This window comes from Nonomuraea sp. IBHARD001 (genome assembly GCF_056106265.1).
In genome coordinates this window covers 414,716-437,112 of sequence record NZ_JBWBBW010000002.1, presented here as the reverse complement: position 1 = coordinate 437,112, position 22,397 = coordinate 414,716, and the positions used below count along the sequence as shown (strand labels likewise).

The window sequence follows — 22,397 nt, the reverse complement described above, 5'->3', positions numbered from 1 at the left end:
CTACGGGAGATTCCACAGGGCGCCTCTAGTACTTCAGCAGGTTCGCGTCGTCAACGGACGCGGACCGGCGGGTTCGGAAGATCGTCACGATGATGGCCAGGCCGATCACGACCTCGGCCGCGGCCACCACCATCACGAAGAAGGCGATGAGCTGACCGTCGAGGTTGCCGTGCTGCCTGGCGAAGGTGACGAAGGCCAGGTTCGCGGCGTTGAGCATGAGCTCGATGCACATGAACACGACGATCGCGTTTCGCCTGATCAGCACGCCGACCGCGCCGATGCTGAACAGCAGCGCGCTCAGCACCAGGTAGTTCGTCGTCACTTCGCCTCCTCGTCGGCCGCGTGCTTGATCGCCTCGGCGAGCTTGGGATCGGCGGGCAGGTGGTCCTGCGCGACGTCGTAGCGCGCGATGTAGCGGTTGACCGAGGACTCGGCGACCGAGCCGTCGGGCAGCAGCGCGGGCATGTCGATGGCGTTGTTCCTGGCGTAGGTGCCGGGGCCGGGCAGGCCGTGCGGCGTGGGGCCGAGGAAGCGCGCGCGGGACAGGTCCTTCTGCGTGGGCTTGGCCTCGGCACGCTCGCGGTGGGCCAGGACCATCGCACCGAGCGCCGCGGTGATCAGCAGCGCCGAGGTGATCTCGAAGGCGAACACGTGCCGGGTGAACAGCAGGCTCGCCAGGGCCACGACATTGCCGCCCTTCTCCGCCGTCGCGGTGCCGAGACCGGTGACGGCGGGCGTGAACAGCACGTTGCCGACGGCCGTGACGGCCAGCGTGGCGAAGCCGATGCCCGCGACCGCGGCCCAGAAGCGCTGCCCCTTGATCGTCTCGACCAGCGAGTCGGAGGAGTCGACGCCGACCAGCATGAGCACGAACAGGAACAGCATCATGATCGCGCCGGTGTAGACGATGATCTGCACGGCGGCCAGGAACGGCGCCTCCTGCACGGCGTACAGCACGGCGAGGCAGAGCATCACGCCGCCGAGCATCAGCGCCGAGTACACCGCCTTTCGGCTGAACACCATGCCGAGCGCGGCCCCGACGGAGACGACGGCGAGCACCCAGAAGGTGACGGTCTCACCCATTGTTCCGCCCCAGCAGGTAGTAGTCCTCTTCCGTCTCGCCCAGGCGCATCGGGTGCGGCGGCTGCTCCATGCCCTGCGTCAGCGGTGCGAGCAGCATCTCCTTGGTGTAGATGAGGCTCTCACGACTGGAGTCGGCCAGCTCGTACTCGTTGGTCATCGTCAGCGCCCGCGTCGGACAGGCCTCGATGCACAGGCCGCACAGGATGCACCGCAGATAGTTGATCTGGTACGTCCTGCCGTAGCGCTCGCCCGGCGAGAAGCGCTCCTCGTCGGTGTTGTCCGCGCCCTCCACGAAGATCGCGTCGGCCGGACACGCCCAGGCGCAGAGTTCGCACCCGACACACTTCTCCAGCCCGTCGGGCCAGCGGTTGAGCTGGTGGCGCCCGTGGAAGCGAGGAGCCGTCGGCTTCTTCTCCTCCGGGTAGTTCGTGGTGACGGGCTTCTTGAACATCGTATGGAAGGTGACGCCGAAGCCCTTGACGGGGTTCAGCCAATCAGTTGCTCCCACTGGGAACCTCCTTGCGCTGCACCCCGTGGTAGTGCGGCAGGTCGAGCGGCGGCACAGGGAACCCGCCTGCGGTGGGCTCGGCGTCGAGCTCTTCGAACTCGGCGGCGACCTGGGCCTTCTTCGCTTCCTTGCGGCGCTGGTTCACGGTGTCGAACCTGGCCCACACGGCGAAGGCGCCGATGAGCACGAGGGCCGCGATGACATAGGTGACCGGCCCGCGGTTCTCCGGGACACGCAGGGCGCGCATGGTGGCGACCAGGAGGATCCAGGCCAGGTTCAGCGGAATGAGGATCTTCCAGCCGAGCGCCATGAGCTGGTCGTAACGCACACGCGGCAGCGAGGCGCGCACCCACACGATGAAGGAGAACACGAGCACGAACTTGATGAAGAACCACAGCACCGGCCACCAGCCGACATTGGCCCCGTCCCACAACGAGATCGGGAACGGCGCCCGCCACCCGCCGAGGAACAGCGTGATCGCCATCGCCGACGCGGTGAAGGTGTGGAGGTACTCGCCCATCATGATCAGCGCGAACTTCAGCGACGAGGAGTACTCCGTCTGGAACCCGCCGACCAGCTCGCCCTCACCCTCGGGCAGGTCGAACGGCACGCGGGCGGCCTCGCCGAACATGCACACGACATAGATCAGGAAGGAGGGCAGCAGCAGCACGACGTACCACGAGGGCATCGGGATGCCCACGACCTCGCCGCCCGCCGCCTGCGACTCCACGATCTCGGAGGTCGACAGCGTCCCGGCGAACAGGAAGACCGCCACGAACGACAGCCCCATCGCGATCTCGTACGAGACCACCTGCGCGGCCGACCGAAGCCCACCGAGCAGCGCGTACGGCGAGCGCGACGACCAACCGGCCAGCACGACGCCGTAGACCGAGACCGCGCCCATCGCCAGCATGAACAGCACCGCGATCGGCATGTCGACCAGCTGCAGCGGCGTCTGCACGCCGAACAGCGAGACCACGGGGCCGAACGGGATGATGGAGAAGGCCAGGAAGGCCGGGATCACCATGATGACCGGGGCCAACAGGTAGATGACCTTGTCGACGGTCCTCGGGAAGAGGTCCTCCTTGAGGCCCATCTTCAGACCGTCGGCCACCGACTGCAGCAGACCGAACTTGCCCGCCCTGTTGGGTCCGTAGCGGTTCTGCATCCTGGAGATGAGCTTGCGCTCGTACCAGACGCCGAACAGCACGCACACCATCAGGAAGACGAAGACCGCCACGGCCTTGATGATGATGATCCAGAGCGGATCCTTGCCGAAGTCGGTCAGGTCCGCCGCGAGGACTGGCAGGCTCATGAAGCGCTCCCGATCTTGACGATGTCGCCGGCGACCGCGCGCACGTCACGGGTCACCGAGCAGCCGGCCGAGTTCGTCGGCACCCAGACCACCCGGTCGGGCAGGTCGGCCACGCGCACCGGCAGGCTCACCGTGCCCCCGACGACGACCTTGTCACCGTCGGCCACACCGATCTCGGCCGCCGTGGCCGCCGACAGCAGCGCCTCGGCCTCACGAGCGGTGCCGGCCAGGTACGGCTCGCCGTCCTGGAGACGACCGGCGTCCAGCAGGTGGTGCCAGGTGGCCAGGACGGCCTCTCCGGCCTTCGGCGCGTCCGGCGTGCGGGCGTTGACCGAGGGAGCGGCGACCCTGGCGCCCCGCCAGGCGCCCAGGCCGCCGAGCTCGCGGCGAGCCGTGGTGGCGTCGGGCAGGCCCAGGTGGACGTCCATGTGGTCGGCGATGGCGGCCAGCACCTTGATGTCGCTGAGCACGCCGGGCACGGGAAGGGCCTCCTCGAAGGTACGGCCCCTGCCCTCCCAGCTCACGAACGTGCCTGCCTTCTCCTGCACGACCGCGACCGGCAGCACCACGTCGGCGCGGTCGGTGACGGCGCTCGCGCGCGTCTCCAGGCTGACGATGAACGGCGTGTTCTCCAGGGCGGCGAGCGCCGCCTCGGGGTCGGCCAGGTCGTAGGGGTCGACCCCGGCCACGACCAGCGCCTCGATCTCCTCGCCGAGTGCGGCGATGAGGATGCCCTCGGTGTCACGGCCGGGCGTGGCCGGAAGCGAGGCGACGTTCCACGCCCTGGCCACCTCGGCCCGCGCGGCCTCGTCGTCGACGGGACGGCCGATCGGCAGCAGGTTCGGCAGTGCGCCCGCCTCGACGGCGCCGCGCTCACCGGCCCTGCGGGGGATCCAGGCGATCCTGGCCTCGGCCGACGCGCTCAGCCGCAGCAGGGCGCTCAGCGCACCCGGCACGGTGGCGAGCCGCTCACCGGCCAGGATGATCGTGCCGGGCGTCAGCGTGCCCATGAGGCCGCCCACGACCTCGGCCTCGGTGCCGGGCGTCGCACGCACGAGCGTGCCGCCCATCTTGGCCAGGCCCCGGGTGGCGAAAGGCGCGACCGCGGTGACCCGCAGGCCCTTCTTGCGCCACGCCTTGCGCAGGCGCAGGAAGACGCCGGGCGCCTCCTCCTCCGGCTCAAGGCCGACCAGCAGGACGGCGGGCGCCTGCTCGATGTCGGTGTAGGAGATCTCGATGCCCTTGCCCGCGACCGCGTGCGCGAGGAACTGCGCCTCCTCGGCCGAGTGCGGGCGAGCGCGGAAGTCGATGTCGTTGGTGGCGAGTGCGACGCGGGCGAACTTGGAGTAGGCGTAGGCGTCCTCCACCGTCACCCGGCCGCCCACCAGCACGCCCGCCTTGCCGCGCGCCTTGGCCAGGCCCTCGGCCGCGACGGCGAGCGCCTCCGGCCAGGACGCCGGGACGAGCAGGCCGTCCTCGTTACGGACCAGCGGGCTCTTCAGGCGGTCGGGCTGGGTGGCGTAGGCGAAGGCGAAACGGCCCTTGTCGCAGTTCCACTCCTCGTTGACCTGCGGGTCGTTGCCCGCGAGCCTGCGGGTGACCCGGCCGCGCCTGTGGTCGGTGCGCAGGGCGCAGCCGGAGGCGCAGTGCTCGCAGGCGCTCGGCGTCGAGACCAGGTCGAACGGCCTGGCCCTGAACCGGTAGGCCGCGCTGGTCAGCGCGCCGACGGGGCAGATCTGGATGGTGTTGCCGGAGAAGTAGGACTCGAAAGGCCTGCCGTCGGCGACACCGACCTGCTCCTTGGCCCCGCGCTCGAAGAAGTCGATGAGCGGGTCGCCCGCGATCTCGTCGGAGAAGCGGATGCATCGGGCGCACTGCACGCAGCGCTCGCGGTCGAGCAGCACCTGCGTCGACAGCGGCAGCGGCTTGGGGAAGGTGCGCTTGTGCTCGTGGAAGCGCGACTCGCCCTGGCCGTTGGACATCGCCTGGTTCTGCAGGGGGCACTCGCCGCCCTTGTCGCAGACCGGGCAGTCCAGCGGGTGGTTCATGAGCAGCAGCTCCATGACACCGCGCTGGGCCTTCTCCGCGACCGGGCTGGTGAGCTGGGTCGCCACCACCATGCCCTGGGCGACCTCGATGGCGCAGGAGGGCTGCGGCTTGGGGAAGCCGCGGCCGTTTCCGGCGTCGGGGATGTCGACGAGGCACTGGCGGCAGTTGGCCGCCGGTTCGAGCAGCGGGTGGTCGCAGAAGCGCGGGATCTGGATCCCGAGCAGCTCGGCCGCCCTGATGATCATCGTGCCCTTGGGCACGGAGACCTGGAAACCGTCAATGGTGACGGTCACCAGATCGGTCGCGGTCTCAACCACGGCGCTCACTTGTCACCCCACACAGTGGACTTCTTCGGGTCGAACGGGCAGCCGCCGATCTCGAAGTGCTTGAGGTACTCGTCGCGGAAGTACTTCACCGACGAGTGGATCGGGCTGGTCGCACCGTCGCCCAGGGCGCAGAAGGAGCGGCCGAGGATGTTGTCGGCGATGTCGGTGATCGTGGTCAGGTCCTCTTCGGTGCCCTGCCCCTTCTCCAGCCGCTTGAGCACCTGCTTGAGCCAGTACGTGCCCTCACGGCACGGCGTGCACTTGCCGCACGACTCGTGCGCGTAGAACTCCGTCCAGCGCAGGACCGTGCGGACCACGCAGGTCGTCTCGTCGAAGATCTGCAGCGCCCGGGTGCCGAGCATCGACCCCTTGGCGCCGACCGCCTCGAAGTCGAGCGGCACGTCGAGGTGCTCGTCGGTGAAGATCGGCGTGGAGGAGCCGCCCGGGGTCCAGAACTTGATCCGGTGCCCGGCCCTGATGCCGCCCGCCATGCCGAGTAGCTCGTTCAGCGTGATGCCCAGCGGGGCCTCGTACTGGCCGGGCCTGGTGACGTGGCCGCTGAGGGAGAAGATGCCGAAGCCCTTGGACTTCTCGGTGCCCATGCCCGCGAACCAGTCGGCGCCGTTGGCGATGATCGAGGGAACACTGGCGATGGACTCGACGTTGTTCACCACAGTGGGCGAGGCGTAGAGGCCCGCCACGGCCGGGAAGGGGGGCTTGAGTCGCGGCTGGCCACGGAAGCCCTCCAGCGAGTCGAGCAGCGCCGTCTCCTCGCCACAGATGTAGGCGCCCGCGCCGCTGTGCACGACGAGTTCCAGGTCGTAGCCGGTGCCGAAGAGGTCCTTGCCCAGCAACCCCTTGGCGTACGCCTCGGCGACCGCCGCCTGGAGCCTGCGGATGACGTGCAGCACCTCGCCGCGCACGTAGATGAAGGCGTGGTTGGCCCTGATCGCGTACGACGTGATGATGACGCCCTCGACCAGCGAGTGCGGGTTGGCCATCATCAGCGGGATGTCCTTGCAGGTGCCCGGCTCCGACTCGTCGGCGTTGACGACGAGGTAGTGCGGCTTGCCGTCGCCCTGCGGGATGAAGCCCCACTTCATACCGGTGGGGAAGCCCGCGCCGCCTCGGCCGCGCAGCCCGGAGTCCTTGACGGCCTGGATGACCGCGTCGGGGTCCATGGCCAGGGCCTTCTTGGCGGCGGAGTAGTCGCCGTAGCCCTCAAGGGTGAAGGAGTTCGGCTGGTCCCAGTTGGCGGTGAGGACCGGCGTCAGTGTAGTGCTCATGCCTCGGGGGCCTTCCATCCGTTGGCCTTGGCGACCTTGAGGCCTTCGAGCGAGGCTCCGGCGGCCGAGGGGCCGTCCGCGGCGAGGCCGTCGGGCAGTCCGGCCAGCACCCGGGAGGCCTCCTTGAAGGAGCAGAGCTTCTTCGGGCCGCGGGTGGGCGAGACGTCCTTGCCGTCGCGCAGGTCGTCGACGAGCTGCTTGGCCGACTCGGGGTTCTGGTTGTCGAAGAACTCCCAGTTGACCATCATCACGGGTGCGAAGTCGCAGGCCGCGTTGCACTCCAGGCGCTCAAGGGAGATCTTGCCGTCGCCGGTCGTCTCGTCGTGGCCGACGCCGACGTGCTCCGACAACTCCTCCCAGATCTCGTCGCCGCCCATGACGGCGCACAGGGAGTTGATGCACACGCCCACGTGGTGCTCGCCCATCGGCCTGCGCTTGTACATCGTGTAGAACGTCGAGACGCCCACGACCTCGGCCTTGCTCAGGCCCAGCAGTTCGGCGCAGAACTCCTGTCCGGCGTCGGAGACGTAGCCGTCCTCCGACTGGACCAGGTGCAGCAGCGGAAGCAGGGCCGAGCGGGCCTTCGGGTACTTCCCGATGATCTCCTTGGCGTCGCGCTCGAGGCGCTCGCGGACTTCCGGCGAGTAGGTCACCGGTCCACACCTCCCATGACGGGGTCGATCGAGGCCACAGCCGAGATGACGTCGGCGATCTGGCCGCCCTCGCACATCGGGGGCACGGTCTGCAGGTTCGTGAAGGACGGCTCGCGGAAGTGCACCCGGTAGGGGCGGGTGCCACCGTCGCTGACCACATGGGCGCCGAGCTCGCCGCGCGGCGACTCGACACTGGCGTAGGCCTGGCCGGCCGGAACGCGGAAGCCCTCGGTCACCAGCTTGAAGTGGTGGATGAGCGCTTCCATCGACGAGCCCATGATGTGCGCGATGTGGTCGGGCGAGTTGCCGAACCCGTCGGGGCCGAGCGCGAGCTGCGCGGGCCAGCCGATCTTCTTGTCGTCGATCATCACGGGCTTGTTCTTCAGCGGTCCGGCGAGACGGTCGAGAGCCTGCTTGATGATCTTCAGCGACTCCTCCATCTCCTGCATGCGGACCAGGTAGCGGCCGAACACGTCACACGTGGTCTGGGTCGCGACCTCGAAGTCGTAGGTCTCGTAGCCGCAGTACGGCTGCGACTTGCGCAGGTCCCACGGCAGGCCGGCGGCCCGCAGGATCGGCCCCGTGACGCCCAGCGCCATGCAGCCGGTCAGGTCGAGGTAGGCCACGTCCTTCGTACGGCGCGTGTAGACCGGGTTCTCGTCGAGGAGCTTGCGGATGTCCTTGATCCGCTTGGGGAACTCCTTGAGGAACTCGCCCACCTTGTCGACCGCGCCCGCGGGCAGGTCGACGCTCACGCCACCGGGCCTGATGTAGGCCATGTTCATCCGCAGACCCGTGATGTACTCGAACAGGTCCATGATCATTTCACGGTCGCGGTAGCCGAAGAGGAACGGCGTGGTCGCGCCGAGCTCCATGCCGAACGTGCCCATCGCCACCAGGTGCGAGGAGATCCGGTTGAGCTCCATCATCATCACGCGGATGGCCTGAGCGCGCTCGGGCACCCGCTCCTCGATGCCGAGCAGCCGCTCGACGCCCAGGCAGTACGCGGTCTCGTTGAAGATCGGCGCGAGGTAGTCCATGCGGGTGACGAACGTGGTCCCTTGGGTCCACGTGCGGAACTCCATGTTCTTCTCGATGCCGGTGTGCAGGTAGCCGATGCCGGTGCGGGCCTCGGTGACCGTCTCGCCGTCGAGGGTCAGGATGAGCCTGAGCACGCCGTGCGTCGACGGGTGCTGCGGCCCCATGTTGATGACGAGGCGCTCCTCGTCGGAGTCGCGGACCGCGCCGACGACGTCGTCCCAGTCCTGGCCGTTGACCGAGTAGACCTTGCCCTCGGCGGCCTCTTCTGCGTGAGTCGTCATGCGTAGGACCTCCTCTGGTCCGGCGCGGGGATCTCGGCGCCGCGGTATTCGACCGGGATGCCGCCGAGCGGGTAGTCCTTGCGCTGCGGGTGGCCGTCCCAGTCGTCGGGCATCATGATCCGGGTCAGGCCGGGGTGGCCGTCGAAGACGATGCCGAAGAAGTCGTAGGTCTCCCGCTCGTGCCAGTCGTGCGTCGGGTAGACGCCGACGGTCGAGGGGATGTGCCGGTCGGTGTCGGGGCAGCTGGCCTCGACGCGCACACGGCGGTTGTGGGTGATCGAGCACAGGTGGATGACCGCGTGCAGCTCCTCACCCTCCAGATGCGGGTAGTGCACGCCCGAGACGCCGAGCGAGAGCTCGAAGCGCAGGGCGGGCTCGTCGCGGAGCCTGCGGCAGACCTCGACCAGCTTGTCCCGCCTGACGTGCAGGGTCAGCTCGCCCCTGTCGACGACCACGCGCTCGACGCCGTCCTCGACGCCCGCTTCGAGCAGGTCGACGACCTCGTCGAAGTAGCCGCCGTACGGGCGCTGGGTGGACAGCTGCGGTGCTCGCCTCACGACGAGGCCGCCGTAGCCCGAGGTGTCGCCCGAGTCCTTGGACCCGAACATGCCGTGCCTGGCCACCGGCGTCTCGGGGACGCTGGGCAGGTTGTCGGAGGTCACTTCCCCGCCCCCTGGTCGATGAGCGGCAGCGAACGGAGGGCACGCAGTTCGAGGTCGTCGATCTGCTGGGCCCGGTGCGCGCCGAACTTCATGTTCTGGATCTTGTCGTGCAGCTTCACGATCGCGTCGATCAGCATCTCGGGCCTGGGCGGGCAGCCCGGCAGGTAGATGTCGACGGGGACGATGTGATCGACGCCCTGCACGATGGCGTAGTTGTTGAACATGCCGCCGCTGGAGGCGCACACGCCCATCGCGATGACCCACTTGGGCTCGGCCATCTGGTCGTAGATCTGGCGCAGGACCGGGGCCATCTTCTGTGACACACGACCGGCGACGATCATCAGGTCGGCCTGGCGCGGAGACGCCGAAGCGCGCTCCATGCCGAAGCGCGCGAGGTCGTAGTGCGAGGCGCCGGTGGCCATCAGCTCGATGGCGCAACAGGCGAGCCCGAAGGTGGCGGGCCACACGGAGTTCTTGCGCGCCCAGCCCGCGGCCTGCTCGACCGTGCTGAGGATGAACCCGCTCGGGAGTTTCTCTTCAAGTCCCATTTCTAGTCCCAGTCCAGACCCTTGCGGCGCCACACGTACGCGTAGGCCACGAGCACGGTGACGATGAACAGCACCATCTCGACCAGTCCGAACACGCCGAGCAGGTCGAAGGAGACCGCCCACGGGTACAGGAAGATGATCTCGATGTCGAACACGATGAACAGCATCGCGGTGATCATGTACTTCAGCGGGAAGCGGCCGCCACCGACCGGCTGGGGCGTGGGCTCGATGCCGCATTCGTATGCGTCAAGCTTCGCGCGGTTCCAGCGCTTGGGACCGGTGAAAGGAGCGATCGCGACCGAGAAGACAGCGAAGCCTCCCGCGACAACGGCGAGCACGAGGATGGGTAGATAAAGATCCATCGCTACGCCTCCTCTCCCATCTCCACGCGCGCGAACGCGCGGACTGATCTATAAGTTTGCCGGGCAAGTCTAAGGTTCATGCTGGTGGGGCGACCTTTGAGAGAGCGTTGATGATCCGGTCTGACGCGTCGCCTCGCCGGTCGGTGAGATTAGCAAGAAGCTTGAGCGCGAAACGCATCAGCCTCGGATGCGGCAGCGCGTGCCGCGTGCCGAAGTTCATCACGCCGGGCCTGCCGATGACCTCGACGAAGGCCCGCCCCAGGGTGAAGTACCCACCGTAGACGTCCTTGAGCACCTGGGGGTAGGTCCGCAGCGTGCGCTCCTGCTGCGCCGCCGTGGTGCCGGTCAGCGCCTTGGCGACGATCTCCGCGGCGATCTCGCCGGTCTCCATGGCGTAGGCGATGCCCTCCCCGTTGAAGGGGTTGATCGCACCGCCCGCGTCGCCCACGAGCACGAGGCCCCGCGTGTAGTGCGGCTGCCGGTTGAACGCCATCGGTAGCGCGGCTCCGCGGATCGGGCCGGTCATGTTGGCCTCGGTGTAGCCCCACTCGGGCGGCATGTTGCGCACCCAGCGCCGCAGCAGGTCGCGGTAGTCGATGTTGCCGAACTGGGTGCTGGTGTTCAGCAGGCCCAGGCCGACATTGCTGGTGCCGTCGCCGACGCCGAAGATCCAGCCGTAGCCGGGCAGCAGCGTGTCGCCGTCCCAGAGCTCCAGCCAGGTCTCCAGGTAGTCGTCGTCGTGACGCGGGCTCTCGAAGTACGTGCGCACCGCGACGCCCATCGGGCGGTCCTCGCGCTTGTGCAGCCCGAGTGCGAGGGCGAGCCTGGTGGAGTTGCCGTCGGCCGCGACCACGACACGCGCACGGTAGTCCGTGCCGTCCTTGGCCGTGACGCCCACGACGTGGCCCGACCTGTCGTCGAGGATCGGCCCGGTGACGTTGACGCCCTCGATCAGGCGCACACCGCCCTTGACCGCGTTGGCCGCGACGATCTGGTCGAAGTCCTGTCTGGTTCTGACCAGGCCGAAGTCGGGATAGCTGGACAACTCCGGCCAGTCGAGCTCGAAGCGCAGCCCCCCGCCGACGACTCGAAGGCCCTTGTTCCTGATCCAGCCCGGCGCGTCGATGTCGACGCCCATGTTGATCAGTTGCTTGACCGCCCGGGGGGTGAGCCCGTCGCCGCAGACCTTCTCGCGCGGGAACCTGGTCTTCTCCAGGAGCAACACGTCGAGCCCGGCCTGGGCGAGATAAAAGGCGGTTGCGGAACCGGCGGGACCGGCGCCGACGACGATGACGTCGGCGTCAGCCTGGATGGCGGCTGGCACGGTCACGGGACCTGTCCTGTCCTACACGCTCGATGGCCTCGGGGTGTGGGGCCTTCGTTCCTTTGTGAACCTCTTCACAAACTTGTCGGCCCGCAGTCTAACGCTTTTCCGACGCAACGTGTCAGGCGGGTGGTCCTACCCATGGGTAACCTCACACACGAAGGCCCCCCGTCACCGACGGAGGGCCTTGAACGATCACAGCGCCGAGCTTCAGACGCCGCGGATCTTCGCCAGGAAGTCCCGCCACTCCCCGGGCGAGAAGCTGAGAACCGGTCCCGAGGGGTCCTTGGAGTCGCGCATGAGCACTCGGTCGGCGGATGGGGAGAACTCGACGCACTCGCCCGTAGCAGTGCTGAAGGAACTCTTCCGCCACACCAATGGCGCTTCCGTGGGACCCACCCAAGCCTCCTTAGGCATCAACGCTGACGCGATGGTCAGAGGGTACAGCCCGCAGAGATCTTCAACTGTCTAACTGGTAAGAAAAGTCTGCCGTGTCGGTGAGATTTCCGGACCGACCAGCAGGCTTGCACGAGAGCCTCGCTTACGTGTCGAGCCCGCCTCCCTTGACGTGATCGACGAAGGAGCGCCAGGCGTCCGGCGAGAACGTCAGGAACGGACCTGTCGGGTCTTTCGAATCCCTGATGCACACCTCTCCCGACGGCGATCGGGACACTTCAATGCATTCACCACTAGGAATGCTGTAACTACTCTTGCGCCATGTAGCCTCGGAGGCGTGCTCGCCCATGCAGTCTCCTTGGGGCATTAGGGGGCAATCCACCTATTCCCTCCCGAAGACGCCTTCTAACTCTTCAGGGAATCGGCCAGCCTGGCGATCCTCTCCCTGGACGAGGTGGGGTCGAGCGCCATCGTGGCGAGCTTGTCGAAGGTCATTTCGTACCGGTATACCGACGCCTCACTCTCCTCGATGGTCTTGATGTGGAAGGACTCCGCGTAGGCGACGTCGCCGTAGGCGCCGCCCAGTCCCTCGATCTCGGGGAACCTGAGCAGGACGAAGCTGCCGGAGTCGAAGAAGTGCGGTCCGTCGAGCCTGAGCACCTGCACCACGACGTTGGGCAGTTCGGAGAGCTTGAGCAGGTGGCGCAGCTGCTCGCGCATGATGCCGGCGTCGCCGTAGGTGCGCTTCAGCACCCCCTCGTCGATCACGGTGTGCACACTGGGCGCGTGTGGCGCCGTGAGTAGGCGCTGGCGCCGGATACGCACCTGGACCCTCCGCTCGGCCTCGCCAGGCGTCGTCGCGTAGAGGTCGGTCGAACCACGGCCGAGCGCGCGGGCGTAGTCGGCGCTCTGCAGCAGGCCGGGAATGACCATGGTCTGCCAGGTGCGGATCTCCGAGGCCGCCGCCTCCATGCCGAGGAAGTCGGTCAGCGTCTCGCCGAGCAACTCACTCTGCGACTCCCACCACCCCTTGCTCTGCGCCAGCTCCACCAACCCCACGAGCAGGGCGACCCTGGACTCGTCGACGTCGTAATGGCGCAGCAGCGTGGTGACGTCCTTCTCATTGGGCAGCACCTGGCCGTTTTCCAGGCGGGAGACCTTGGAGGTGGACCAGTTGAGCGCCTTGGCGACCTGGGTGCCCTGTAAACCGGCATCCTCGCGAGACCGGCGCAGCTCCGCGGCGAGCCTGCGACGGCAGACGGTCGGGCTGAGGTTGGTAGCCAACGACCGACTCCTCCCAAAAGAGAAACCCCGAAGGGATACCCCGTAGCCACCAGGTTCAATCCCGTAGGGAATCACCTAAATAGTCGCAACAGGAATCCCTGCGGGAATTGCATCGGTCCTTTCGGGACCGCACTATGAGAGTAGCCCGCCCGCCCGGGGAAAGCGCGGATGTTCACCATTCCGTTGCCGCCTCCGGCACGTGAACGGGCGGATGGTCAGCACCCATCCGCCCGGGATCCCACAACACCTCCCCAACCGACCGCGAAGGGAATCGGCGGTGGAACCATGTCCAGCTTCCCCCTGCACCACACGTCACGCAAGAGTCGGCCCCTGTCGTTGCTGGGAGCCGCCGTCCGATGGCGGGACGTGATCGGCGCGCTGGCCCTGATGGCCGTGTGCGTCGCGCAGACCGCCCTTTGGGCCGGTCCCGTGAGCGCCGTGCTGGCCCCGCTCGGCGTCGTACTCGCCTGCCTCGGCACCCCGCACGTACGGCGAGGCCTGCGCCTGCGCGTCGTCGCGCTCGTGGTCAGGCACCGCTTCCAGGGCGTGTGCCTGCGCACGCCGATGCGGAGCCCCACAGGACGGCTGCCGCTCGTCATCCGGACGCGGATGAGGCCGCAGAGCCGTGCGGTCTTCCTGAGTGTGCTCTGCCCTTCGGGGCTCACCGCGGAGGTGATCAAGGAGCACGAGACGGCGATCGCCGCGGCCTGCGGCGCCGTACACGCGGTCGTCGAGCAGGAAGGGGGCAACAGTGCGCGTGTGACGGTCGCGGTCGTTCAGCCCTGGGGCTTGTAACCCCGGTGCAGTGCGGCGACGCCGAGCGACAGGTTGCGCCACGCCACCTTGCGCCAACCGGCCCTCTGGACGATCGAGGCGAGGGCCGGCTGGTCGTGCCAGTCGGCGATGGACTCGGCCAGGTAGTCGTAGGAGTCGTCGTTGGAGCCGAACACCCTGGCCACGCGCGGGAGCGCCTTCATCAGGTACTGCGAGTAGACCAGGTCGAACGACTTGACCGTGGGGTGGGAGAACTCGCAGATCACCAGCCGCCCGCCCGGCTTGGCCACGCGCAGCATCTCGCGCAGGGCCCGCTCGGTGTCGTGCACGTTGCGCAGGGCGAAGGAGATGGTGACGGCGTCGAAGGAGTCGTCGGCGAACGGCAGCTTGAGCGCGTCCCCGGCGATGAAGGCCAGGCCGCCTCCCGTCAGGCCGTTGCCGCCCTTGCGCTCGACGCCGGTGCGCAGCATGCCGAGGGAGAAGTCGGAGGCGATCGCCCTGGCGCCGAGTGCGGTGAAGGCCTCGGTCGACGTGCCCGTGCCCGCGCCGAGGTCGAGGACGAGCTCACCCGGGCCCGCGTCGACGGCGGCGGCCGTCGCCCTGCGCCACAGCCGGTCCTGGCCGAGGGAGAGGACATCGTTGACCAGGTCGTAGCGCCGGGCCGTGCGATCGAACATCGCGGCGACCTCGTGCGGCTGCTTGTCCAGCGAAGCGCGCGTCATGAGGATAAGCCTAGGGCGTAGTGGACAATAAACGGAAAGTAGTCTCTCGGTAACCAAGAGTCTGCTACCACTTGACGAATGCTTGCCCGAACCACCGCAGCGGCGGTCGTGGCGGTCCTGGCGTTCGTCCCGACCGGCGTGACCAGGCACTCCCGCGTCGTGTCCGAAGATCCGGTCGACACCACGCCCCATGTTCTCGACGGCATCGTCAACGCCATCGCCCTGGCGGGCGACACGGTCGTGGTCGGCGGCCAGTTCAGCCTCGTCCGTGACGCGGGCGACTCCACCGAGATGGTCAGAAGCAATCTGTTCGCCTACGACCTGCGCACCGGCCGGGTGCTGCCCGGCTTCGCGCCCACGGTCGACGGTCCCGTGCACGCGCTGGCCGTGGGCACGGGCGGCTCGGTCTACGCGGGGGGCGACTTCGCCACCGTCAACAGGGGCAAGGGCAGGGCCCTGGTCAGGCTGAGGCTGTCCGACGGCTCGACGGTGCGCTCGTTCGCACCGAGGGTGTACGGCGGGTCGGTCTCCACCCTGGCCAGACGCGGCACGCAGCTCTACGTGGGCGGCGACTTCATCCGCATCGACTCCTCCTCACGCACCGGCCTGGCCAGGCTCGACACCGCGACCGGCGCGCCCGACCCCGCCTTCACCGTCACACCGGGCGACCCGCGCACGCCCAAGGTCCGCGTATACGCGCTGGCGGCCACCCGCGACCGGCTGGCCGTCGACGGCACGTTCACCACGCTCGACGGACTGCCGAGACCGCAGCTCGGCCTCATCGACATCGGCGGCCCCGAGGCGAAGGTCGCCGACTGGCACACCGCCGCCTACGAGCCGGAGTGCATGGAGGTCTTCCCCTCCTACGTGCGCGGGCTGGACTTCGCACCCGACGGCAGCTACTTCGCCGTGGTGGCGACCGGCGGCCCCGGCGGCGGCCGCAAGCTGTGCGACAGCGCGGCCAGGTTCGAGACCTACACCACGGGATCCGACATCCGGCCCACCTGGGTCAACCACACGGGCGGCGACTCGCTCTACTCGGTGGCGGTCACCGGCGCCGCGGTTTACGTGGGCGGGCACCAGCGATGGATGGACAACCCCTACGGCCGCGACTCGGCGGGCCCGGGATCGGTGCCGAGAGAGGGCATCGCCGCCATCCATCCGACCACGGGCAAGGCGCTGCGCTGGAACCCCGGCAGGGAGCGCGGCATCGGCGTCAAGGCCTTTCTTGCGCATAAGGGCGGATTACTCGTTGGTAGCGACACGACATCGCTCAGTCACGAGTACCATGCCCGGATAGGCATGTTCCCGCTGCCCTAGTCGTCTTCGAGAGGCTTTGGGGGAACCTTCCCGCTGATGCGCTCGCTCATCGCGTCGCGTTGCTGGGAGAGCAGGACATAGCTGGCGATTCCGCTGATCAGGAACGCAATGATCAGCTCAAGCCAGATGTTCCACGGGCTGACGATGTAGATCACCACGAAGGCCACGACGAACAAGCCGATCCGCGATGCGGTGTATACGAGGACTGGACGCACGCCGTCGAGGTTACGTCACCCTCGGACACCGCGAGCGCTCTTCGCATCGGGAGCGAGCGCTGCTAGGGTGCCCGTTCAGGTGCTTTCGTAAAGAAACACCCACGAGAGCCCCAAAGAGGCTCTATCATATAACAATCGGGCAGTCAGCTGATAACAACCCGTGATCTTTGCTGAAAACCACGGATAAATCAGGCTTCGCTCGACACACTTGGTTACCTGTCCGCCCGCTGGCAGGAAGCGGGATGCGAGGGGGAGAGATTGGTGGAGAGTAGCAGCGAGCGTCTGCTGACCCCAGGAGAGGTTGCCGCCCTCTTCCGGGTAGACCCAAAGACGGTTACGCGCTGGGCCGCGGCAGGCCGCATCAGTAGCATCCGTACCCCCGGGGGGCACCGGCGTTTCCGCGAGTCGGAAGTGCATGCCCTCCTTCGTGGCGAGGACGTCCTTACGGCCGACAGGCCGGCAGGTGAGTCTCCGCGCGTTTGACGTGCCGTCACCACGGTGACTCTGCGCCCCCGAACCTGGAAGCCGCAGGGTCACCGAGGACACTCGTCCGAGTCGACAGTGGACAGCTGTCCGACGGCCGGTATACCGCACAGCCGCCTCGTCATGCCTCCCACCCCGCGCCGCGTCCCTCGCCGCCGCTGGGAGATCTGACGGGCATCAGCTGAAGCAGGTGGCGTCACTCCCCCTGCTGGGCCTTGTAGGCCAGGAATTCGCGCTCAAGCGCGTCGTTGTCCTCCTTCCAGCGCGTGCGCCGCTCCTCGGCCTCGTCCTCGGTGAGCGCCTCGGGCAACCATTGGTCGTAGTCGGGATCGCCGGGCTCGAGCTCGACGTACGCGTTGCCGATCAGGCGCCCGTCACCGCTGGTCAGGCTCTGCGGCACCCGCAAGGTCCCGTCGTCGAGCCGGATGACGTACATGGGATATCACCTAGATTCCGTAACGCCGGTTGAAGAAGAGCATGACATCCAGCGCGAGCCTCGTGTCACCGCTCAGCATGTCGACGAGTGCTGGACGCTGTCTGGACGCGATGGCGGCGAAGGCGTCGGCGAAGAACTCCTTGCGACCGAGCCCTCCGCCCTGCCGGTGGAAGGCCGAGGCGAACAGCGAACCGCACTTGTCGTAGAGCAGCTGGAACTCCGCCGAGTCCGACACCCAGTCGCCGTACGGCGAGTCGACGTCGTCGAGCGCGTGGCCGACCTCGTGCATCATCACGTCGGGCGTGGGCGAGGGCCGGTCGCCCACCACGATCTTGCGATCGCCGTACGCGCCCGCGCAGATGTCCCACGAGGCGCGCCCTGACGGCAGTGGAGCGCCGCGCAGGTAGCCCATGTCGTCCAGGTCGGGCACGCCGCCCGGGCCCACGTAGATGCCTTCGAGGCCCTCGGCCAGCTTCTCCTTGAGCCGGTCGGGCAGCCGGGCCAGGCTCTCCACCGCCCTGACCACGTCGGGCGGCGGCGGCCCGAGCCTGGCGTCCCACTGCCGGTGCAGCACCGCCTCCAGCTTGCCGCAGTGCCGCAGGCCGTCACCTGTGTACGGCGAGTCGGGGGTGTTGGGCTGCGCCCTCGGCCGTTCGTCGCTCAGCTCGAAGTCCTGCCAGGTGTACTGCGGGCGCTCGGCGACCGAGGCGGACAGCCGGGTGCGCGGCCGGTCTCCCCGGTCGGTCCTTTCGCCCTTCGTGACGCGGTCGGCCGTCCCTCTGCCCGACCATTCGACGCCGCTCCGGCCGCCAGGTCGTCTGCCGCGTTCGGGGGGTTGTGCGGTGTCGCCGCCGTGGATGCGTTCCCAGGGGTCACCCCTGTCGCCCGTCGTGACCCGGTCGGCGCCGCCGCGTCCGAGGCGGGCCTGCCAGATCGAGCGTTCGGCCCTCGCGGTGTTGCGGCGGGAGGAAAGGTAGGAACCCCGGCGCCACCATCGGCTTACGCCTCGATGGCGGCCCTTGTCGCCAGAAAAGGCCATCGCACCTCTCCACGGATCACAGAACCGGGTTCCACCGTACGACGTGGATCTTCGCCAGTCATCCGAAATGGGACAGTGCGCCGACACGATCACGGTGTGGATGGCTTACAGTGCGGGCATGCCTAATGTGCTTCTAGGCCTGGCAGTGCTGGCCCTGTGGCTCTACTGCCTGTTCGACGTGATCACCACGCCCGACGAGGAGACGCGCAACCTGCCCAAGATCCTTTGGGTGTTGATCATCGTGCTGGTGCCGTTGGCGGGCGGCCTCTTCTGGCTCCTGCTCGGCCGTCCCCGGGGCGGCGGCGGTGCCGTGCCCGGCTCCACGCCGCCGCCGCAGCAGCGTCCCGAGGCGCCCAAGGGGCCGGACGACGACCCCGACTTCCTGCGCGACCTCGACCGCAGGCTGCGCGACGACGACTGACCGGGCGGGGGTGCTCCCCGCCCGGTGCCTGTCTCGTGTGAGCGCGTCTCAGCCGACGTCGGCGTAGCTGTGCAGCCCGCCGAGGAAGATGTTGACGCCGACCAGGTTGAACAGCAGGCACCCGAACGCCACCAGCTGCACGATCGTCGCCGCCCTGCCCCGCCATCCGGCCGTCACCCTGGCGTGCAGGTAGGCCGCGTAGGCCACCCACGTGATGAACGCCCAGACCTCCTTGGGGTCCCAGCCCCAGTACCGGCCCCACGCCTTGTCGGCCCACAGCGCACCGGCGATGACGGCGAACGTCCAGATCGGGAACGCCAGCACGATCGCCCGGTGCGCCACACGCTCCAGGTCGGCACGCGCGGGCAGCCGCGAGAGCCCGTCGCCCCTGAGCAGGTAGAGGATGCCCGAAGCACCGGCGACGATGAACAGCCCGCTCGCGATGATCGCCGCACTGACGTGGATCGCGATCCAGTAGGAGTTGAGCGCCGGGACAACGGGCCCGGCCTGCACGTGCAGCCAGATCACCGCGAAGCCGAGCCCGAGCGCCGCCGTCACCGTGACGAACGCACCGAGGAAGCGCACATTGGCCCGGAGCAGGGTGAACAGGAACGCGCTCACGGCGGCGAAACAGATCGCCACCACGAACTCATACATGTTGCCCCACGGCCAGCGGTCGACCGACAGCCCGCGCGCGACGATGGCCACCAGGTTGGCCGCCCAGCCGATCCAGGCCAGCACCACCCCGATGCCTCCGGCCCTGGCCGCCCACGCGGGCGCCTCCGGCGTGGGCACGTCGTCGTAGGCCGGCGCGCCGGGTCCGCCCGCGCCCACCGGGACCTTGCGGGCGGGACGGTCGGTTCTGGCCTTGCCGAAGGCGAGTTCGAGGGCGAATGCGATCATCGCCCCCAGGTACAGCAGCACCGTAGCCAGGACGAGCTGATCGCTCAGCTCGCCGAGTTGCTCAGCGGTCATCCTTCACTCCTGCTATGAGGTCCTGCTATGAGGTCATCCTCGACATCGTCGGATGAGCCTGGGGACAGAGCCTTGACGATGTCGGCGAACTCCTCGGCGAACGTCGCGCCCGAGCCCTCCGTACGGGTCAGGCCGCCCACGGTGACCGTGCTCCCGTCGGTCCTGACGAAGACGCGCCTGCGCCTGATCATCAGCGACATCACGATGCCGACGACCGCGAGCACCGAGGTGACGAGCGCGGGCATACGGCCCGGGTCGTAGGCGATCTGCAGCGTCATCCACTCCTTGACGCCGGTGAACGCGATCGTGCCAAGGCCGCCGGGCAGGTCGAACGACTGGCCGGGCTCCAGCGGAGGCGGCGCCTTCGACCCCATGACGAGTGGATTGAGCTTCTTCATCACATCGGGCGGCGCGAGCTCGTACACCGACATCGGCCGGCCCGACCGCACGCCGAGGTCGCCGGAGAACACGCCGATGATCTGCACGGCCGGGTTCAGCGCACCGGGGAAGGCCGAGGCGTGCCCGCCACCCTGAAGGGCGACGCTGGTCGGCAGGAAGCTCAGCACGAAGCCGAGCTGCTCGGGCCTGGCGTCCGGCGCCTTGATGACACAGGCCGAGGTGAGCGTGGGCTTGTCGGAGATCAGGCACGGCACGGCGCCCTCGTGGACGATCTGGCCCTTGCCGTCGGTGATCTTGAAGGTCGGGGCGTAGCCGTGTCCGATGAGATAGGTCTGGGTGCCGTTGATCTCCAGCGGCTCGTTGACCTTGAGCTCGTAGTCGCGTTCGGTGCCGCCGGGCGCGTCGGTCACCGCCAGGTGGGCCGAGTAGTCGAGCTCCTGACCGCGTTTGTCGCCCTCGACCTGGTAGGTGGCCTGGAAGTCGCGCAAGGTGAAGGAGAACGGTTCGAGCGACTCGGCCGCGACCTGGGTGCCCGGGATGTAGCGGTCGTAGGCGGCCACGGTGTTGGAGAAGCCGTCGCCCTCCACGACCAGCACATTGCCGCGATAGCCGTAGAGCGAGCCGAAGGCGACCGCGACCAGCAGGCCGAGCAGAGAGGTGTGGAAGAGCAGGTTGCCCGCCTCACGCAGGTAGCCCTTCTCGGCCGAGACCCACCCGGGACCGCTGTCGACGCGGAACCGCATCGAGCGCAGCGTCCGCGCGAGGTCGTCGGCGGAGGCGCCGGAGGCGAACGAGGCGTGGTGCGGCAGCCTCGACAGGTTGCGCGGCGCGGCCGGAGGACGGCGGCGCAACTCACGCAGGTACGTCGAGGTACGCGGGATGATGCAGCCGATCAGCGAGGTGAACAGCAGCAGGTAGATGGCCGCGAACCACGGCGAGGTGAAGACGTCGAACAGCCAGAGCCTGTCGTACCAGGCGGCCAGCGTGGGGTCCTCCTGGAAGATGCGCGCGACCTTGTCCGGCTCGACGCCGCGCTGCGGCACCAGCGAGCCGGGGATGGAGGCCAGCGCGAACAGGAAGAGCAGCACGAGGGCGGTCTTCATCGAGGTGAGCGTGCGCCAGCCCCAGCGCAGCCACCCCACGAGCCCGAGGCCCTTGCCTGCGGTGTTGTCCACGATCGAGTCGCCCATCAGATCACCGGTACGAATCCGCCGACCCAGACCTGCATGTTCGCAATGATCTCCCCCCACAGCCCGGTGACCAGCAGCACGCCGACCGCGACCAGCATGCCGCCGCCGACCCTGGTGATGAGCTGCTGATGCCGGCGGATCGCCTTGAACGTCCGCAACGCCCTGGTGTAGGCCAGACCGGCCACCACGAACGGCAGCCCGAGACCGGCCGCGTAGAAGAAGGCGAGCAGGGCGCCACGCCCGGCGCTGCCCTCGTTGACGCCGAGTGCGAGCACGACGGCCAGCGTGGGCCCGATGCACGGCGTCCAGCCGAGCCCGAACACCACCCCGAGCAGCGGCGCGCCCGCCAGACCCGCCGCGGGCGCCCGGTGGATGCGCATGTCACGCATCAGCCCGGGGATCACCCCGAGGAAGGCCAGGCCGAGCACGATCGTCAGCACGCCGAGCACCCGCGTGATCGTCTCGGCGTTGCCGTACATGATCTGGCCGAGGCCGCCGAACAGGGCACCGCCGAGTACGAAGACCACCGCGAAGCCGAGGACGAACAGCAGGGTGCCGAGCAGGAGCCGCCCGCGCTTGGGATCGCCGCTCATCCCGGTCACATAGGACAGGTAACCGGGTACGAGCGGCAGCACGCACGGCGAGAGGAAGGAGACGATCCCGGCCAGGATCGCGATGGGCACCGCCAGCAGCAGCGAGCCCGAGGCGACGACGTCACTCATCGCGCACCTTGGTCACGGCGTTCATCAGGTCGGTGTACTTGACGGCGCCGAGCGCCCTGGCCGCGATCCTGCCCTGCGCGTCGATGATGAGCGTGGCGGGGATGGAGGCGGGCGGCACGGTGCCGGTGAAGGGCAGCAGCACGGCGCCCTTCTGGTCGAAGATGCTGCGGTAGCCGGGCTGCTCGGTGCGTTCGAAGGCCAGGGCCGCCGCCTTCTGGTCCTTGAAGTCGATGCCGATGAACTCCACACCGCTGGCCTTGGTCTTGGCCGCGACGTCCTTGAGCACGGGCGCCTCGGCCCGGCAGGGGCCGCACCAGGAGGCCCAGACGTTGAGCACGACGACCTTGCCCTTGTGCTCGGCCGTCGACAGCGTGCCGCCGTCGAGGCCCTCGCCCTGCACGGGCGGCGCGGGCTTGCGGTCGGCGGGTGCGAAGATCTGCACCTTGCCGTCACCCGCGACGAACCTGGTGTCGCCGGCCTGCGGCTGGCCTGCGGGATCGCCCGCGCACCCGGCCATGACCAGGGGAAGGGCAGCCAGCAGGGCGAAGGCGAAGGGCTTTGCGCGCACGGGAGAGGGATCTCC

The 22,397-nt window shown here is 68.4% G+C and carries 27 protein-coding genes; 4 read left to right on the top strand and 23 right to left on the bottom strand.

The features are described from left to right. Window positions 1-25 precede the first annotated feature (25 nt). From nuoK to ACTWNK_RS04100, 15 genes are all read right to left on the bottom strand, one after another. Window positions 26-322: an NADH-quinone oxidoreductase subunit NuoK gene (gene nuoK, locus ACTWNK_RS04170; protein WP_474302173.1), complete on the bottom strand. Its 297-nt coding sequence runs from the start codon at window positions 320-322 to the stop codon at window positions 26-28. Then, window positions 319-1,083 (bottom strand): NADH-quinone oxidoreductase subunit J, encoded by a 765-nt coding sequence (locus ACTWNK_RS04165; protein ID WP_474302172.1) that lies wholly within the window; start codon window positions 1,081-1,083, stop codon window positions 319-321. Before ACTWNK_RS04165 ends, nuoK begins: the two co-directional genes overlap by 4 nt. Further along, entirely contained in the window at window positions 1,076-1,591 is a 516-nt protein-coding gene (gene nuoI / locus ACTWNK_RS04160; RefSeq protein ID WP_474302171.1) for an NADH-quinone oxidoreductase subunit NuoI, read from the bottom strand. Before nuoI ends, ACTWNK_RS04165 begins: the two co-directional genes overlap by 8 nt. Further along, complete coding sequence (gene nuoH, locus ACTWNK_RS04155; RefSeq protein ID WP_474302170.1) at window positions 1,578-2,906, bottom strand: NADH-quinone oxidoreductase subunit NuoH; 1,329 nt, start codon at window positions 2,904-2,906, stop codon at window positions 1,578-1,580. The genes nuoI and nuoH overlap by 14 nt, the downstream gene beginning before the upstream one ends. Next, entirely contained in the window at window positions 2,903-5,281 is a 2,379-nt protein-coding gene (locus ACTWNK_RS04150) for an NADH-quinone oxidoreductase subunit G (protein WP_474302169.1), read from the bottom strand. The genes nuoH and ACTWNK_RS04150 overlap by 4 nt, the downstream gene beginning before the upstream one ends. After that, a complete protein-coding gene (nuoF, locus tag ACTWNK_RS04145; RefSeq protein WP_474302168.1) occupies window positions 5,278-6,567 on the bottom strand; it encodes an NADH-quinone oxidoreductase subunit NuoF in 1,290 nt (429 codons plus the stop codon). The genes ACTWNK_RS04150 and nuoF overlap by 4 nt, the downstream gene beginning before the upstream one ends. Further along, a complete protein-coding gene (gene nuoE / locus ACTWNK_RS04140; RefSeq protein WP_474302167.1) occupies window positions 6,564-7,220 on the bottom strand; it encodes an NADH-quinone oxidoreductase subunit NuoE in 657 nt (218 codons plus the stop codon). Before nuoE ends, nuoF begins: the two co-directional genes overlap by 4 nt. Continuing rightward, window positions 7,217-8,542, bottom strand: coding sequence for an NADH-quinone oxidoreductase subunit D (locus tag ACTWNK_RS04135; RefSeq protein WP_474302166.1), 1,326 nt, complete (start codon window positions 8,540-8,542; stop codon window positions 7,217-7,219). The genes nuoE and ACTWNK_RS04135 overlap by 4 nt, the downstream gene beginning before the upstream one ends. Further along, window positions 8,539-9,204: an NADH-quinone oxidoreductase subunit C gene (locus tag ACTWNK_RS04130; protein ID WP_474302165.1), complete on the bottom strand. Its 666-nt coding sequence runs from the start codon at window positions 9,202-9,204 to the stop codon at window positions 8,539-8,541. Before ACTWNK_RS04130 ends, ACTWNK_RS04135 begins: the two co-directional genes overlap by 4 nt. After that, window positions 9,201-9,752 carry a NuoB/complex I 20 kDa subunit family protein gene (locus ACTWNK_RS04125; RefSeq protein ID WP_474302164.1) on the bottom strand — a complete coding sequence of 184 codons (552 nt, stop codon included), beginning with the start codon at window positions 9,750-9,752 and terminating at the stop codon, window positions 9,201-9,203. Before ACTWNK_RS04125 ends, ACTWNK_RS04130 begins: the two co-directional genes overlap by 4 nt. 2 nt (window positions 9,753-9,754) lie before the next feature. Further along, window positions 9,755-10,114 (bottom strand): NADH-quinone oxidoreductase subunit A, encoded by a 360-nt coding sequence (locus tag ACTWNK_RS04120; protein WP_474302163.1) that lies wholly within the window; start codon window positions 10,112-10,114, stop codon window positions 9,755-9,757. A gap of 76 nt (window positions 10,115-10,190) precedes the next feature. After that, entirely contained in the window at window positions 10,191-11,444 is a 1,254-nt protein-coding gene (locus tag ACTWNK_RS04115) for a geranylgeranyl reductase family protein (protein WP_474302162.1), read from the bottom strand. A 204-nt stretch (window positions 11,445-11,648) separates the two neighbouring features. Further along, complete coding sequence (locus ACTWNK_RS04110) at window positions 11,649-11,855, bottom strand: DUF397 domain-containing protein (RefSeq protein ID WP_474302161.1); 207 nt, start codon at window positions 11,853-11,855, stop codon at window positions 11,649-11,651. 124 nt (window positions 11,856-11,979) lie between these two features. After that, window positions 11,980-12,183, bottom strand: coding sequence for a DUF397 domain-containing protein (locus ACTWNK_RS04105; protein WP_474302160.1), 204 nt, complete (start codon window positions 12,181-12,183; stop codon window positions 11,980-11,982). A 56-nt stretch (window positions 12,184-12,239) separates the two neighbouring features. Continuing rightward, window positions 12,240-13,118: a helix-turn-helix domain-containing protein gene (locus ACTWNK_RS04100; protein ID WP_474302159.1), complete on the bottom strand. Its 879-nt coding sequence runs from the start codon at window positions 13,116-13,118 to the stop codon at window positions 12,240-12,242. 285 nt (window positions 13,119-13,403) lie between these two features. Between ACTWNK_RS04100 and ACTWNK_RS04095 the strand changes: the two genes are divergently transcribed. After that, window positions 13,404-13,913, top strand: coding sequence for a hypothetical protein (locus ACTWNK_RS04095; protein WP_474302158.1), 510 nt, complete (start codon window positions 13,404-13,406; stop codon window positions 13,911-13,913). On the opposite strand, the gene ACTWNK_RS04090 is transcribed toward ACTWNK_RS04095, so the two are convergent. Beyond that, on the bottom strand, window positions 13,895-14,614 hold the full coding sequence (locus ACTWNK_RS04090; RefSeq protein WP_474302157.1) for a demethylmenaquinone methyltransferase: 720 nt from the start codon (window positions 14,612-14,614) through the stop codon (window positions 13,895-13,897). The two genes, ACTWNK_RS04095 and ACTWNK_RS04090, sit on opposite strands and share 19 nt — an antisense overlap. Window positions 14,615-14,692: 78 nt before the next feature. On the opposite strand from ACTWNK_RS04090, the gene ACTWNK_RS04085 reads away from it, so the two are divergent. Next, the gene (locus tag ACTWNK_RS04085) at window positions 14,693-15,934 is read left to right on the top strand and encodes a hypothetical protein (RefSeq protein WP_474302156.1); all 1,242 of its coding nucleotides are present in this window, start codon (window positions 14,693-14,695) and stop codon (window positions 15,932-15,934) included. Here ACTWNK_RS04085 and ACTWNK_RS04080 read toward each other — a convergent pair. Continuing rightward, on the bottom strand, window positions 15,931-16,149 hold the full coding sequence (locus ACTWNK_RS04080; protein ID WP_474302155.1) for a DUF4229 domain-containing protein: 219 nt from the start codon (window positions 16,147-16,149) through the stop codon (window positions 15,931-15,933). The genes ACTWNK_RS04085 and ACTWNK_RS04080 overlap by 4 nt on opposite strands. A gap of 261 nt (window positions 16,150-16,410) precedes the next feature. Here ACTWNK_RS04080 and ACTWNK_RS04075 point away from each other — a divergent pair, with 261 nt between their 5' ends. Further along, window positions 16,411-16,632 carry a BldC family transcriptional regulator gene (locus ACTWNK_RS04075; protein WP_026214226.1) on the top strand — a complete coding sequence of 74 codons (222 nt, stop codon included), beginning with the start codon at window positions 16,411-16,413 and terminating at the stop codon, window positions 16,630-16,632. Between the two features lie 196 nt (window positions 16,633-16,828). Here ACTWNK_RS04075 and ACTWNK_RS04070 read toward each other — a convergent pair whose 3' ends face one another. Together ACTWNK_RS04070 and ACTWNK_RS04065 are read right to left on the bottom strand one after the other, a co-directional pair. Beyond that, window positions 16,829-17,068 (bottom strand): hypothetical protein, encoded by a 240-nt coding sequence (locus tag ACTWNK_RS04070; RefSeq protein WP_474302154.1) that lies wholly within the window; start codon window positions 17,066-17,068, stop codon window positions 16,829-16,831. Between the two features lie 10 nt (window positions 17,069-17,078). Then, entirely contained in the window at window positions 17,079-18,107 is a 1,029-nt protein-coding gene (locus tag ACTWNK_RS04065; protein ID WP_474302153.1) for a hypothetical protein, read from the bottom strand. A 118-nt stretch (window positions 18,108-18,225) separates the two neighbouring features. On the opposite strand from ACTWNK_RS04065, the gene ACTWNK_RS04060 reads away from it, so the two are divergent. Then, window positions 18,226-18,528, top strand: coding sequence for a PLD nuclease N-terminal domain-containing protein (locus tag ACTWNK_RS04060; protein ID WP_474302152.1), 303 nt, complete (start codon window positions 18,226-18,228; stop codon window positions 18,526-18,528). 48 nt (window positions 18,529-18,576) lie between these two features. Here ACTWNK_RS04060 and ccsB read toward each other — a convergent pair whose 3' ends face one another. From ccsB to ACTWNK_RS04040, 4 genes are read right to left on the bottom strand one after another with little or no spacing between them, the layout of a single operon-like run. Next, on the bottom strand, window positions 18,577-19,503 hold the full coding sequence (ccsB, locus tag ACTWNK_RS04055) for a c-type cytochrome biogenesis protein CcsB (RefSeq protein WP_474302151.1): 927 nt from the start codon (window positions 19,501-19,503) through the stop codon (window positions 18,577-18,579). Further along, entirely contained in the window at window positions 19,500-21,092 is a 1,593-nt protein-coding gene (gene resB, locus ACTWNK_RS04050) for a cytochrome c biogenesis protein ResB (RefSeq protein ID WP_474302150.1), read from the bottom strand. The genes ccsB and resB overlap by 4 nt, the downstream gene beginning before the upstream one ends. Next, window positions 21,092-21,814, bottom strand: coding sequence for a cytochrome c biogenesis CcdA family protein (locus ACTWNK_RS04045; protein WP_474302149.1), 723 nt, complete (start codon window positions 21,812-21,814; stop codon window positions 21,092-21,094). Before ACTWNK_RS04045 ends, resB begins: the two co-directional genes overlap by 1 nt. Next, window positions 21,807-22,382, bottom strand: a complete 576-nt coding sequence (locus ACTWNK_RS04040; RefSeq protein ID WP_474302148.1) for a TlpA family protein disulfide reductase — start codon at window positions 22,380-22,382, stop codon at window positions 21,807-21,809. Before ACTWNK_RS04040 ends, ACTWNK_RS04045 begins: the two co-directional genes overlap by 8 nt. Window positions 22,383-22,397 lie beyond the last annotated feature (15 nt).